At 52.0% G+C, this 13,804-nt stretch carries 11 protein-coding genes and 1 tRNA gene; 9 read left to right on the top strand and 3 right to left on the bottom strand.

The window, feature by feature from the left end; translation table 11 throughout:
* The 3 genes from VE954_RS19550 to VE954_RS19540 form a co-directional block, all read left to right on the top strand.
* Window positions 1-222 (top strand): hypothetical protein (locus VE954_RS19550; RefSeq protein ID WP_324955851.1); only part of this gene is annotated, 222 nt, incomplete at its 5' end.
* A 635-nt stretch (window positions 223-857) separates the two neighbouring features.
* Window positions 858-1,697 carry a protein-glutamine glutaminase family protein gene (locus tag VE954_RS19545; protein ID WP_324955849.1) on the top strand — a complete coding sequence of 280 codons (840 nt, stop codon included), beginning with the start codon at window positions 858-860 and terminating at the stop codon, window positions 1,695-1,697.
* 213 nt (window positions 1,698-1,910) lie between these two features.
* A complete protein-coding gene (locus VE954_RS19540) occupies window positions 1,911-4,010 on the top strand; it encodes an NERD domain-containing protein (RefSeq protein ID WP_324955847.1) in 2,100 nt (699 codons plus the stop codon).
* Here VE954_RS19540 and VE954_RS19535 read toward each other — a convergent pair.
* Together VE954_RS19535 and VE954_RS19530 are read right to left on the bottom strand one after the other, a co-directional pair.
* Complete coding sequence (locus tag VE954_RS19535; RefSeq protein WP_324955845.1) at window positions 4,007-4,960, bottom strand: isopenicillin N synthase family dioxygenase; 954 nt, start codon at window positions 4,958-4,960, stop codon at window positions 4,007-4,009. The genes VE954_RS19540 and VE954_RS19535 overlap by 4 nt on opposite strands.
* Window positions 4,961-5,099: 139 nt before the next feature.
* Window positions 5,100-6,359, bottom strand: a complete 1,260-nt coding sequence (locus tag VE954_RS19530) for a penicillin-binding transpeptidase domain-containing protein (protein ID WP_324955843.1) — start codon at window positions 6,357-6,359, stop codon at window positions 5,100-5,102.
* 199 nt (window positions 6,360-6,558) lie between these two features.
* Between VE954_RS19530 and VE954_RS19525 the strand changes: the two genes are divergently transcribed.
* The 6 genes from VE954_RS19525 to VE954_RS19500 all read left to right on the top strand — a co-directional run bounded on the left by VE954_RS19525 (window position 6,559) and on the right by VE954_RS19500 (window position 12,699).
* Window positions 6,559-7,761 carry an LptF/LptG family permease gene (locus VE954_RS19525; RefSeq protein WP_324955841.1) on the top strand — a complete coding sequence of 401 codons (1,203 nt, stop codon included), beginning with the start codon at window positions 6,559-6,561 and terminating at the stop codon, window positions 7,759-7,761.
* 116 nt (window positions 7,762-7,877) lie between these two features.
* A complete protein-coding gene (gene fabF, locus VE954_RS19520; RefSeq protein ID WP_324955839.1) occupies window positions 7,878-9,110 on the top strand; it encodes a beta-ketoacyl-ACP synthase II in 1,233 nt (410 codons plus the stop codon).
* Between the two features lie 137 nt (window positions 9,111-9,247).
* On the top strand, window positions 9,248-10,231 hold the full coding sequence (gene pdhA, locus VE954_RS19515) for a pyruvate dehydrogenase (acetyl-transferring) E1 component subunit alpha (RefSeq protein WP_324955837.1): 984 nt from the start codon (window positions 9,248-9,250) through the stop codon (window positions 10,229-10,231).
* Window positions 10,232-10,252: 21 nt separating this feature from the next.
* A complete protein-coding gene (locus VE954_RS19510; protein WP_324955835.1) occupies window positions 10,253-11,230 on the top strand; it encodes a pyruvate dehydrogenase complex E1 component subunit beta in 978 nt (325 codons plus the stop codon).
* Between the two features lie 18 nt (window positions 11,231-11,248).
* On the top strand, window positions 11,249-12,571 hold the full coding sequence (locus VE954_RS19505) for a pyruvate dehydrogenase complex dihydrolipoamide acetyltransferase (protein ID WP_324955833.1): 1,323 nt from the start codon (window positions 11,249-11,251) through the stop codon (window positions 12,569-12,571).
* 53 nt (window positions 12,572-12,624) lie between these two features.
* Window positions 12,625-12,699 (top strand) — tRNA-Arg (locus VE954_RS19500).
* 25 nt (window positions 12,700-12,724) lie between these two features.
* On the opposite strand, the gene VE954_RS19495 is transcribed toward VE954_RS19500, so the two are convergent.
* Window positions 12,725-13,804 (bottom strand): hypothetical protein (locus VE954_RS19495; protein WP_324955831.1); only part of this gene is annotated, 1,080 nt, incomplete at its 5' end.

Raw genomic sequence — 13,804 nt, 5'->3', positions numbered from 1 at the left:
CCCGGCAGACTCCGCATCGGGAGGTGGCCGACGGGACCGCGTCCCATGCATCCGGGCCGGCAACCCCGGCAGAATTCTGCATCGGGAAGTTACCGACGGGACCGCGTCCCCTGCATCCTGGCCGGCAACCCCGGCAGAATTCTGCATCGGGAAGTTACCGACGGGACCGCGTCCCCTGCATCCTGGCCGGCAACCCCGGCAGAATTCTGCATCGGGAGGTGACCGACGGACCCCGCACCCCCATGCGTTCCGGGGCCGCCAGGTCCCGCCCTGCCGGGTGCTCGCGCGCGGCGATACGTGTTTTCGGACCGCGCCCTCCCGGCCGGTCCCCGCAGCGCGAAGTGACTGCGCCGGGTTTTGTTTGTTGCAGAGCACCCCCATTAGAATCTGCACAGCGGGGTCATAGAGAAGTGGGGTATTGCACGCTCGGTAATTCCGCAAAGCACGGCTCTGCGAGGTAAAAGGCGAGCGGTAAAACCCATTCAGGAAGGACCTGGGACGCATGCGACTCAGCTCCACGCATTTCCTGCAAGCCCGCACTTCAATGCAACCTGTAAGCGCTATCTCTCCATTATTCGGACGCCCCACGTTGCAGTGTCAATGAACGCCGATCATCTCTGCCCAAGGCGTAAAATCGTTCCGCCACCATTTCTTTGTTTCCCTTCCAAGGCTTTCCCACCAAGCTGTCTACGAATACAGACACAGGAAAAATAAATACAAAATTTCGTGCACGACGTGACAAAGTTGTTTGGTCTCCTTGAGCAAGCGTTTGGATTTTTGCCAAATTTTGATTGGACAAACCGGCCAGGCACTGGCTAAGTAGTCAGTACCAAATACTTCAACAGGATGAGATTCCCATGCGCAAACAACTTTTGTTTTTCAGTTTACTGACGCTGACAGCTTGCGGTCAACAAACCCAGCAAACCAGTGATACGAGTGCCCTTGTGTCCCAGCAGCAAGCCGCTCAAGCTTTCTCGATCGTAAAAGCCATCGACTATATTCCATTTACATTTATTGAAGATGGCTGCTATGCGCGTTCGCTTTATATGTCTTTGGAATTGGCAGCGAAAGGAATTCCTAGCTCCGCACATTACGTGACGGGCTACCTGCAGCCGACGAGTCGAGTCACATGGAGCTATCACGTGGCTCCGCTACTTCAGCTGCGAAATTCCAGCCAGGAACCATGGGTTCTCGACCCGGCCTTTGAAGAAGAGCCTTTGACCCGCTCGCAGTGGCTTAAAAAGAATTTCGCTGCTTCGAAAAACAGTCTGGTTGCGACAGCGGCCAGCACTAAAACTTATCTCCGCGCGGGCTCGGCTTATTTTGATACCTCGGGCCGTGTTTCCGAATTCGATACAGAGGAAACCTTAGCTTTCACACCGATGAAAGATAGCTCGGGCACAGTCGTTTCCCTGAACCCCAAGCCTATCAACCCATCCGTGTTGATCCCAGAGTTTGCTGATATGCCTTCGTTCCTCTCGAGCGATATTCATTCGGCGTGTACCGTGATGTACGACTATATCCTGCGCGAAAACGTGGACGATGAAGACGAAAAGGTTGAAAGACTCTTGAGCAGCACGACCCGCTTGATCAAGTCGATGTATAGCCTTAAAAAACTCACTCGTGACGGTGTATCGAGCTATTGGGGAACTGCGGCGAAGTCTTGCACTTCAGCAATGACTGGATACTATAACTAAGAGATAGCCGCGAGAAATTGCGCCTTCTTCGGCGCGATTTCCCCCTCCCAGACTTCAAGGGCAGCTGTCGACGTCGTGCGCTCAGGATGTCAAGAAACCTAACAGACATCCTGCACCTTTCCCCAGCCGCATTAGGCCGTTATCCACCTCCCCAATCTGGACCATATCTTGTATCATTAAGTCTGGCGCAATCCGCGTCTGAGGCGAATCCTGATGGCCAGACTCTATCCCAATACAGACAAGGTCCGTGTTATCTTCGCCAGCCAGGCGGAAGAACAATTTTATCAGCACTGCAAAATGCTCAGCAGCGACTGGAGCATCTACTATTCCTGTACCCTAACCAGTATCGAAGGTGATCAGGGTCTGACCGATAACGAAATCGACTTCGTCCTCTATCATCCGCGCTTTGGTTTGATCATTCTGGAAGTCAAGGGCGGCCGTATTTCCTATGATCCGGATAGCCAGCAGTTTCATACCGAAAATCGTTTCGGGGAACGCTTTTCCATCAAAAACCCCTTCGCCCAGGCGTTGAACTGGAAGAGCCGTTTTCTGAGGTATCTGAAAAAGAAAAACGTCAAACTTCCCATGACCCACATGGTATGTTTGCCTTCGGTTCATGAGCAGGATTTCCCGGATCGTCCGGACGTGGAAAACATGCTCCTCATCGGTCGCCAGCGCCTTGAGAACCTGGAGGAAGCCCTTGTCAACGCCGTGACCGCAGCGCAGCCTGCACGTTTTCTGCAGTTCGATGATGTGGCAGATGCAGTGGATAAGATCCTGCGCGGTTCGCATTACACGAGTCGTCTCTATATCCGCGATTACATTGACCAGCATGAGGGCAAGGTCAAGGATGTGGAGCATATCCACGATACTCTGATTTCGCCCATGGTGAGTACCAAGCGCCTGGCTGTTGAAGGTGAGGCCGGAACCGGGAAAACCATGCTGGCCATGGCTTTGGCCAAACACTTTCGTGACCTGGGACAGAAGGTGCTGCTGCTGTCACCGAATCCGGTTTTGAATCAGTACATGAGAGAAACGGTTGGCAGCCGCATTGAAGTGCAAACCTATGCGGAGTTTGCCTCTGATTTTGGGGTCGATATTTTGAAGCGCGCCCCTGATTATGAAGGCAGCCGCGAAGATTGGATTCAGTATGTCGGGCCCGAACGCCTGAAGGCATCCATCCTGAAATCAAGCAAGCGCTTTGATGTTCTGCTCTGCGATGAAGCGCAGGACGTGCAGCCCTTCTGGTGGGAATCCATCGAGGCGTCGCTGACCAGTCCTGACAGTCATTTCTATATCTTCTTTGATCGGAGCCAGGGTGTATTCGGTTCCGGCTCTTCCGAAGGTCATTTTGTGCCGGAAGATGTTCTGCCGATCAGCACCCCCTATTTCCCGCTGGTGAACAACTATCGGACCACCAAGGAAATCTCGACCTTCTCACGCAACTTCCGAACCGGCCGGCAGATCCTGAATAGCCATTCCGGACGCCTGGGGTATATCCCTGAACTCGTTCTTTACAAGGATAGTGCCGACGCCCAGACCAAACTCCAGGAGCTGATCACACGCCTCTGTGAGCAGGAAGGACTGCGCAGTGAAGAATTGACGCTCCTCTCCGCCCGTCGCCCCTTTCAGGAAGGATCGTTCCTTCAAAATGTGCAAAAATTAGGCAATTATGACCTTTTTGATATCGGTCATGATCGGAAAGCGCCGCGTACGGATCGAACGGTAGCCGTGTCGACCATTCAAGCCTTCAAAGGCCTTGAAACTTCGGTGGGCATCATCGGCAACCTCAGCGAATACAATATGCCTCTGACGAATCCAATCATGGCCAGCCTGCTTTATGTGGCCTGCACGCGGGCCAAGCACATGCTTTATATCCTGCTGCAGCAGGATGATCCGAAAAAGGATGTCATTCAAAAAGCCATCGATGCCATCAGTAAGAGGGGTTCCCTCGTTATCGGCGAAGCCTCGCATGATCATCTTTATGCGGGAACTGTGAGCTACTTTAATCCTGAACGTTTGGGCTGGCTCACGGTTGATGATGCCAGTCTGCAGCGCTCCACCATCATGTTCTTTCCCCATGATTTGAAAGTCATTGGCAAGGATAAGATTGAGGTGGGAATCCGTCTGAGCTTCAGGGTCAGGCTCGAAGGCTTTGCGCCGATTGCTACAGACTTGAAGGTCCTGGACACGACGCTGCAGGACAGCGCCGGCAAGGGAGAAACCATCAAGCCTGATAAGAAACCGGAAAAAGAAAAAGAAAAGACGCGGAAGATAAAACCTCGCAGTTCGAAGAAGACCGGTGTGGCTTAAGCCAGACCGATTTCCTTAAGACGCTGCATCAGGTATTCATCGGCTGTGATATTCGGATAAATCTGCTTGCCGCCCGTGGCTTCAATACATGAAGCCAGCGGGTTCAAAGAAACCTCGCCCCTGGCATGAACAAAGAATGGTGCTGAATAACGACGCTCACGGCTGTTATCAGGATTGACCACACGATGGGTGGTCGACTTGAAGAAACCGTTGGTCAGATTCTGCAGCATATCGCCCGCATCGACGATAATACAGCCTTTGGGAGTCGTGACCGGGACCCACTGCTGGCGTCGATCCAGGATTTCCAAACCAGACGCCGTGGCATCGATCAGCAGCGTGATGAGGTTGATGTCCTCATGAGCGCCAGCCCGAATGCTGCCCGGATCACGATCCGCAGGCACCGGCGGATAATGGATCAAACGCAATATGGAATTCCCATCAATCGCAGTATCACGAATCGAAAATTTTTCTTCGCCGATATAGAGCGCACATGCTTCCTGAATGGCAAATGCCGCTGTTTCCAAGCGCCGATAAACATCGACCATCACGCGCTGAAACTCATCCAATTCCGAGGGCCAGACATTCGGAGGATAATGCGCCGAGCGTGGATGGGCCGCAGAAAGTTCCTGGCCGACGTGCCAGAATTCTTTCAAGTCAGGGGACTTGGAATCTTTTGCGTGTTCCTTGCCAAACGAAGTGTAGCCGCGCTGGCCTTTGAGTCCCGGCACTTCATAGGATTTTTTCGTGGCCTCGGGCAAGGCAAAGAGTTCGGCAGTCTGAGCGTAAGTGTCGAGGATCAGCTCAGGACTTACGGTGTGATTGGTCAGAGCAAAGAAACCGACTTCCCGCAGCGCGTTGCCGACGCTTTTGATGAATTGGTCTTTTTGTTCTGCTGTGCCGTGCAGATAGTCATGGAGATCGACGACAGGGATCGAGTATTGCGAACTCATGGAACTCTCCTCATCGAGGTCTGGAAAGGATGCTGTAACGGTCGCTCATGACTAACAAAAGCCATAAGGGACTGCAAAGCCCATCTTTCGCTAAAGGCCATCCAAATTTTCGAAGAGGGCGTTCCGAGCTTTCTTAAACTTATCGCGCTCTTTCATGGGAGGCGGATTTTCGCGCGGTTTTCATAGGGCTGTCCGGACCGTTGCGATAATCATAATAGGCCATTATGGATTCAGCTGCGAGATTCGTGGCCTTGAATTTCCAAAGATTTTCCAGCATCACGACCGCTGCCACAGCAATTTCCGGATCTTCCAGGGGATAGATGCCAGCAAACCATGTTGTCAAACCCTGGGGATGATTGCCCGTCAGTGTTCCGGTCTTGCCACCCACTTCGGTTCGCAAAAGGCGCAAACGTCCACGGCTGAAGGCGTGCTTGGCGGTTCCGTCCATCACGGTTGAATCCATAATGCGTTTCAAATTGATGGCTGTGGTTTCTTCCAAAATCCGGATTCCCTGATTGGCATTCGAAGGGGCGGTATCTTTGAAGAGGCGCATGGGCATCGACATGCCGTTGTTGGCGATGACCGCTTCCTGCCATGCCGCGTGCACAGCAGAAATGGAAACGGCGCCAAAACCGGCGGCGAACTTGCCGATCGTATGAATACTCGACGAAGTGGCCTTGGGTTCACGCAATGGACTCGGTGGCACCATAAAATCCGCCGCCAGCGACTGATTCCAGCCCAACTTGCGAGCCATATTCAAAATGGGACCTAGACCGATCCGATTGACGGCGAGTTTGGCAAAGAAACCATTGCAGCTATTACCATAAGCTCGGCGTAGACTCAGACCTTGGTTAGGATTGCGGCTTTCCACGTTAGGCCAGATGCCACGCGGATGCACATGCGAGCAACCACCGAACATACTCAGGGTCTCATCCGTATCCAAATCCGCAATCTCAAAGGCAGTGGCGGCTACGACAGTTTTGAAAAGCGAGGCTGTTGGGAAGCCAATATGCAGAGCCGAGTGCGTTTCTGAACCCCATTTGCCGGGTTGAGCACCCTGAGCCATGGCGAGGATTTCACCCGTTTTGACATTGACCATGACCAATGCCGCAATCGGGCTGCCGCCGTTCCGAATAAAACGGGAGATTTGATTTTGAATCTGAGGCACGATAGTGACGGGACGACCAGCCAACAGAGGAGCCGCTTCTGTGTCACTCCATTCAGGCAGTTCAACCGGCAGAGTTGTCAGGCTTTGCGGTTTGCTCGCTTCCGCAACGGCAGGAGGCGTGGTGGTATCATCGCCTTTTTGGGCCGACGATTGCTGGCAAGCCAGGCAGCCCGCCAGCCACAGAAGAGAAAAATAGAGCCGGCCCCGGCAAGTAGTATGGGAGTTTGACACTCTTATCCCTCTACCTTATAAAGGTTTTTTTATGATTGGATCGGTTTGAGCTGTTATCAGCCTATTATACAGGATCAGCAGATTTTTTACACGGCCTTGGATACTATTGCAAACTCTGCGTTGTTGCTCATAAGAGCGCAATCCGAGATAATATTGGGCCGAGCCGAATAGGAGTTGCGTTATCACTCTCTTTTTTTACTTGATTCTGGAAATCATGCCGCAGTTCGTGACGGTGTTTTGCGTCATGAGTGCTGTGATCGTGATATCGCAGCTGGTTCGCTTATCAGAAATTTTGGTGACCTTCGGGCTTTCCGTGGAAAACCTGCTCTTGCCGTTTCTGTTTATTCTCATGCCATTTATTTCCATCATTGTACCTATCTCGATTATGTTTGCCATCCTTTTAGCATTCAGTCGGCTTTCCGCTGATGGCGAGTTCACGGCCATGCTCGCCTCAGGATTTTCCTTGCGTCGTGCGCTACGCCCTGTTTTAGCTGTAACGTTTGTCGCTTACATGATCGCTTTGCTGGGATCAGTCTACTTCGAAGCCTGGGGACGTCGCGAAACCTTGGAATTCTATCATCGAAAAACTCAGAATGAACTTGATAACATGATTCGCTACCGAATGAAGCCTGGAGTTTTTCTCGATGACTTTCTGGGCTATGTGCTTTACGCCGAACATATCTCGGCCGATCGCACGCGTTTTGAAAACGTGATGCTCGGTCCTGGACATAACACGGATACTCAGCATTTTACCCTCCTGGCGCCGGCCGCAGCCATCACGGGCTCGGTGGAAACAGGCGATTTACGCATGTCGTTTGATTATGGAATCATCTACACCACCAAAGCCGATAATGATGATGTATCGGTGATCAAATTCAAACGTGCAGAACTTGATCTCCTGTCGATTTTTCGCGAGCAGATTTTCGGACCCGGCTCGACGGAAGATGATTACCGCGGCTACGCACCGGCTGACTTGGGCCGCTTCGTGGACTCGTTGAAGGACAGCAAAGAGCCCAAGGATCGCGAGACCTGGTTTAAAGCGCGCTTTCTTTATCATCAAAGAATGAGCATGCCGTTTGCGTGTTTCGCATTTGCACTCTTTGCCCTGGTGTTGGGTATTCAGGATGAGCGGCGCGGAAAGAGTAACGCTTTTATGGGCGCGAGCCTCACGATAGTGGTTGGTTATATCGGTATGATGTCGTTTAAATTCCTGAGTGAGAAAGGTATGCTTTCCGCACCACTGGGTGCCTGGTTGCCGCATCTTCTCATGACGGCGTTTGGTGCCTTTATGGTCTACCAAAAAAACCGACTCCCACCTTCGGAATCCATCTTTGATTTGCGTCATATTCCCGTCTTAAGGAATTTCCGGAGGCGTGCTAAAATGCGCCCAGACTACGGGTGAAAGCATACAACTGATCGCTGGTCGAGCCGTTGCAAGCATGATATGACTGGGACACTCTTGGATGAGGGTTCAGCCGGGTCGAGGCGATAGCCATTCAACAGCTTGAAGGTGGAGACATGAGACGAGTTGTCATCACAGGTTTGGGAATCGTTGCACCAACAGGTAACAATGTCCAGGAAGCCTGGGAAAATGCCGTCGCTGGTCGTTCAGGAACGGACCGAATTACCCTATTCGATCCCACCGGACAACGGGTTCAGGTGGCCGGTGAAGTCAAGAATCTCAAAACCGAAGGCGTGATCGATTCGAAAGATTTCAATCGACTCAGCCGTTTTATAGTATTTGCCACCATGGCTTCTCATGAAGCGATCAAAGATAGCGGCATTCCGCTGGATGTGAATAAGGATCGCAATGGCTGTGTCATCGGTGTTGGCATGGGCGGCATTGCTGACATTGAAGAATCCACGAAAATTCTTTTGGAAAAAGGTGAGAAACGGATTTCGCCTTTCTTTATTCCTTATGCCATACCCAATATGGCAGCGGGCTATGTGTCCATTCAGTATGGATTGCGTGGTCCCAATCTTTGTCCTGCCACAGCCTGCTCAAGTGGCACCCATGCGATCGGTGAAGCATTCCGATATATTCGTGAAGGCATAGCCGATGTCATGGTTTGCGGGGGTGCGGAAAGCGCGATCAGTCCGCTCGGGATTGCTTCCTTCGCCGCACTCAAAGCCCTAAGCACAAACAATGATGATCCTGTGCACGCCTCACGACCTTTCGACCTCAACCGCGATGGTTTTGTAATGGGTGAAGGTGCGGGAATTTTGATTCTTGAAGAACTCGAAAGCGCTCAAAAACGCGGCGCGAAAATTTACGCCGAGGTGATTGGTTACGGTTTTTCGGGTGATGGACATCATATAACCGCCCCACGTGAGCGGGGAGAAGGTGGACGTCGATGCATGAAGATGGCACTGGATGCAGCAGGCCTCGTGCCGGAAGATATCGACTATATCAATGCCCACGGAACTTCGACCAAGATCAACGACCAGTATGAATCGGAAGCGATCCTTGACCTCTTCGGCTCGCATGCCTACAAACTGGCTATTTCCTCGACCAAAGGTGTGACGGGGCACTGCCTCGGCGCCGCTGGTGGTATCGAGGCGGTCTATACCGCTCTGACGATTCATCGCAGTCTGGTCCCGCCGACGGCCAACTTCCAAACGCCGGATCCTGACTGTCCGCTTGACTATACGACACGCGAAGCTGTTGAAAAAAAGGTCGCTGTCGCTCTGTCGAATTCCTTCGGTTTCGGAGGCACAAACGCGACGATCGCCTTCCGTCGCTTTCATTGAAATGTATTTTTTCAACCTGCTGTTTGGTGTAAAAGCAGCAGGTTGCTGTTTTTTTTGGCGCCATTATCCAAAAAGACAGCATAAAAGCCCAGATATTTTCGTAAATTTACAAGATCTCAAGTTTTGAAGGGTGAGAAATGACTGCGAAGAAGAAGACTCCCTTGGAGCGGGATCTCCTTGTCAAGATGTACAAGGACATGGCCTTGTTCCGTAGATTTGAGGAGCGTGTAGGCCTGGCCTACACCAAGCAGAAGTTTTCCGGCTTCTGTCACCTTCACATCGGCCAGGAAGCTTTGGCCGTGGGGGTACAGAGTGCTCTCCGTGACACCGACTACATGCTCAGCGGGTATCGCTCTCATACGCAGGCCATTGGTAAAGGCATCACACCGGAAGCGGTGATGGCCGAGCTCTTTGGCAAAGTGGACGGCTGTTGTCGCGGTAAGGGCGGGTCGATGCACATGTTCAGCAAGGATCGTCGATTCCTTGGTGGTCATGGCATCGTGGGTGGTCAGGCGCCATTGGCAGCGGGCGTAGGCTTTTCCATTCGCTATCGCAATGAAGACGATATCTGCGTTTGCTATCTGGGCGACGCCGCGACTAACCAGGGTCAATTTTTCGAAGCCATGAACATGGCTGCGACCTGGGATCTGCCGGTGCTTTTCATCGTCGAAAACAATAAGTACGGCATGGGCACTGACATCCGCCGCACCACATCAGTGGATGCGCTTTGGAAGCGTGCCCTCGCCTTTGATATGGCTCAATCGGATGTCGACGGCATGAACGTCATCACCGTCCATGAGCATGTGAAAAATATTGTCGAGCAGATGCGCAAGGATCATAAGCCTTATTTCTTTGAGGCGTTGACGTACCGTTATCGTGGTCACTCGGTCTCGGATCCGGGAACCTACCGGACCAAAGAGGAAGTTGAAGATTATCAAAAAAATCGCGACCCCATCATGCAGCTCGAGCGCTATATGAGCGAGCAGAAGCTGGCGGCGGAAGCCGATTTCAAGGCCTGGGATGTCGAGGCCAAGGAAAAGGTGAAGGCGGCCGAGGATTTCGCGGACAACTCACCCGAGCCGTCCATCGAAGAGCTGTGGGACCACGTACTGGTTCCTTGATATGGGGAAGGAGAACTTGCAATGGCAGTTTTAACATTTCGTGAAGCCCTGGGCCAAGCGATGGCCGAAGAGATGGAACGCGATCCGAACGTGTTTCTGATGGGCGAAGAAGTTGGTCTTTATAATGGTGCGTACAAGGTTTCCAAAGGTCTTTTGGATCGCTTTGGTCCGCGCCGCGTGTGGGATGCTCCTATTTCGGAAGCCGGTTTTGCTGGTTTGGGCGTGGGTGCTGCGATGTCGGGCACAAGGCCGATTATCGAATTCATGACCTGGAACTTCGGTATCCAGGCCTTCGATCAGATCGTCAATCACGCTGCGAAAATGCTTTATATGTCCGGCGGGCAATTCAATATGCCCATCGTGTTCCGTGGTCCCAATGGAGCGGCGCACATGCTCGGGGCTCAGCATAGCCAGGCCTATGAACCGATGATCACCAATATTCCCGGCATGAAAGTCGTGACCTGTTCCACGCCTTACGATGGCAAAGGTCTTTTGAAGTCAGCGATTCGTGATAATAATCCGGTGCTGTTTTTGGAAAGCGAGATGATGTACGGCATGAAGGGTGAAGTGCCGGATGAGGAATATCTTATTCCTTTGGGCGTCGGTGACATCAAGCGCGAAGGCAAGGATGTTACGTTGATCGCCTGGAATAAAGTCCTGCATAAAACCCTGGAAGCCGCCGAGGCGCTGGCCAAGGAAGGTATCTCGGCCGAGGTTCTGGATCCCCGTACGCTCCAGCCTTTGGATGAAGATTTAATCTTTGCTTCCGTCCGTAAAACACACCGTCTGGTCATCGTCGAGGAAGCCTGGAGTTTTGGATCCGTGGGTTCCCAGATCGCTGATCGCGTTCAGAAGGAATGCTTCGACGACCTGGATGCTCCGGTCGGTCGCGTGACCAATGAATTTGTTCCCATGCCTTATAACGAGGCTCAGGAGGAGCGCGTCGTGCCTTCTGTGGAACGCATTGTGGCAGCGGTGAAACAAGCTCTTTACCTCTAAAATGCAGCAGGAAGTGTTATGGCTGAAGTCATAGAAATGCCCAAGCTTAGCGATACCATGGAAGAAGGTGGGATCGCTGCCTGGTTGAAAAAAGAAGGCGATTTTATCAAGGAAGGCGAGGCCTTTGTCGAGATCGAAACCGACAAGGCCACGATGGAATACAATTCTCCCGTTGAAGGTACATTGCTGAAAATTCTGGTGCCGGCTGGGAAAGCCTGTGCCTTGAATGATCCGATCTGTGTGATCGGGGAGAAGGGTGAAAGTTTTGATGTGGGTAAGGCGGGTGGCAAGGCGAAAGCGCCTGCAGCTGAGCCAGCCAAGGCTGAGGCTCCCAAGGCGGCAGCTGCGCCGACTCCGGCGAAAGCATCAGCACCTGCTGCTGCGCCTGCACCAGCTCCGGCCCAAGCGCCCGCAGCTGCATCCGCAGCGTCTTCGGATGAGCGTCTGCGCGCTTCGCCCTTGGCCAAAAAAGTGGCGGAAGAGAAACATATTGATTTGCGCCAGATCTCAGGTTCGGGGCCGAACGGTCGCGTCGTGATTCGTGATGTGGAGCAGGCTTTGTCATCCGGCGGCGCAGCACCCAAGGCAGCGGCTCCGGCTCCTGGCAAGGATGCTGGTCCGGTTCAACCAATGCCTTTGCCGCAGTTTCGTGATCAGGATATTCCTGTGAATATGATGCGCAAAACGATTGCCAAGCGATTGCTCGCGGGTAAAAACGAAGCGCCGCATTTCTATCTGACCCGTTCTGTTAACATGACCAATCTGAATGCCTGGCGCCAGCGCTTGAATGCTGATGCTGAAGCACAAAAACAGCCTAAAGTCAGCGTTACCGATCTTTTGGTTTTAGCGGTGTCACGGGCCTTGATGAAGCATCCTGAAGTAAATTCGTCATGGCAGGGTGATTTCATCCGCCGTTATGGGGCGGCTCACGTAGCTGTTGCCGTTGCTATCCAGGATGGTTTGATTACGCCTGTGGTTCGCAATGCCAACCAGCTGGGTGCGCGTGATATAGCGCGGTTGACCAAGGATCTGATCGGCCGAGCCAAATCCAGTTCCCTGAAGCCTGATGAATACCAGGGTGGGACCTTTTCCATCTCGAACCTTGGCATGATGGGCATTGAGCATTTTACCGCCATCATCAATCCCCCCCAGGCCGCGATCCTCGCCGTCGGTGCGACTATCCCGACGCCTTGGGTCAATGAAGCGGGTGCGGTGGAAGTCCAGCCCAGGATGACCATGACCATGTCCTGCGATCACCGGGTGGTGGACGGCGCTGTGGGAGCCACATTTCTACAGACTCTGGCCGCTTACCTGGAAGACCCCTTGCTGATCCTTTCCTAAGCTGTTACTAGAAGTCAAAGGGGTCTCGAGCAGGCCCCTTTCCATGTCTCGATGGCCCTATAGTTAAATGGATATAACGGTCCCTTCCTAAGGGATAGTTCTTGGTTCGATTCCAGGTGGGGCCGCCACTCTTCACTGCTGAAAAATTAGTTATTAGTTGGTAACCGGTGAACACGCGCCATCTACACTGCAGCAGGAATATCCTTGATCAGTCAAAGAACTTTCAACCGAAAGCTCAACGTATTCTGAACCCAAGGTATTCACATCAGCACCTATCTTCGTGAAATAATCAACGCAATACTTTAAGGATACCTGGTAGGGAAAAGTCCCTGCTTTGGATATAACGCTGATCTCCTGCTTGTTTGTCAGTGTTGGATAGAAATTGAAAGTTTGTCGGATCCCAGATTGATCTTTGGATGCAACGTGAGGCAAGACAAGCTTGCCCTGACTCTGAATTTTCAGATCAGAACTCGACGAAACATAGACCACTTTTGCATCACTGTTAGCTTCTACTTTTTCACAGATTGCAGCAGTCAGATCTGCTTCGGGCGAAGATAATCCAACGCGCCTCAGTGTATTTTGTACGGAATTAAAGATGAAATAGACTTTCATTTTATGAAAGCTAGTCGATTCATAACCCAAATCCGCCGTAAAATCGCAGTCGCTAAAATTCAGGACCGGACTCGTAACTGTCTTGCCAGAATAAGTCAGCGTAAATTGCTGATCCTTGTTCCTGTTCGAGGGAGTCAGAGACATCCTATAACGAACCCCGGAATCCAAAGTATTTTCAAAGGTCCCGCCGCCACCTACCCAAGAACCACTATAAGGCGGGGGTGAAGTTCGTCCGATGTCGGAATTTTCAAGGAGTATAGCCTCGATCGTATAGAGCGAAGGATCAAGATTACCAGAGGGTCTTTGCGCTAGCGATTCCCTTGACGTTTTGGTGTGACACGCGCAAAGAAGCATCACGCTACTTACCAACAATCTCTTTACCATTCGACAATCCTTATTTTCTGCACCGAGTTCTCGGAAAGAACTAAGTTTTATCGGATTTTCGAGCAAAAAATTGAATTGGCTATTGGAGTGCTGAATCGTGTCCTTTCCGCAACGATTCGTGACTTGAGCTGAGCCATCCACGAAGATCTCCGAAACGAAAGGAGATCCGAAATGCAGACACCATCCATCGCAACGGTTAAAGAACAGATCGAAGTCTATAGAAAAACACGGTCCTAT

This window comes from Oligoflexus sp. (assembly GCF_035638955.1).
Classification (GTDB): Bacteria; Bdellovibrionota_B; Oligoflexia; order Oligoflexales; family Oligoflexaceae; genus Oligoflexus.
The sequence above is the reverse complement of the archived record's forward strand: the minus strand, read 5'-3'. Positions and strand labels throughout refer to the sequence as shown.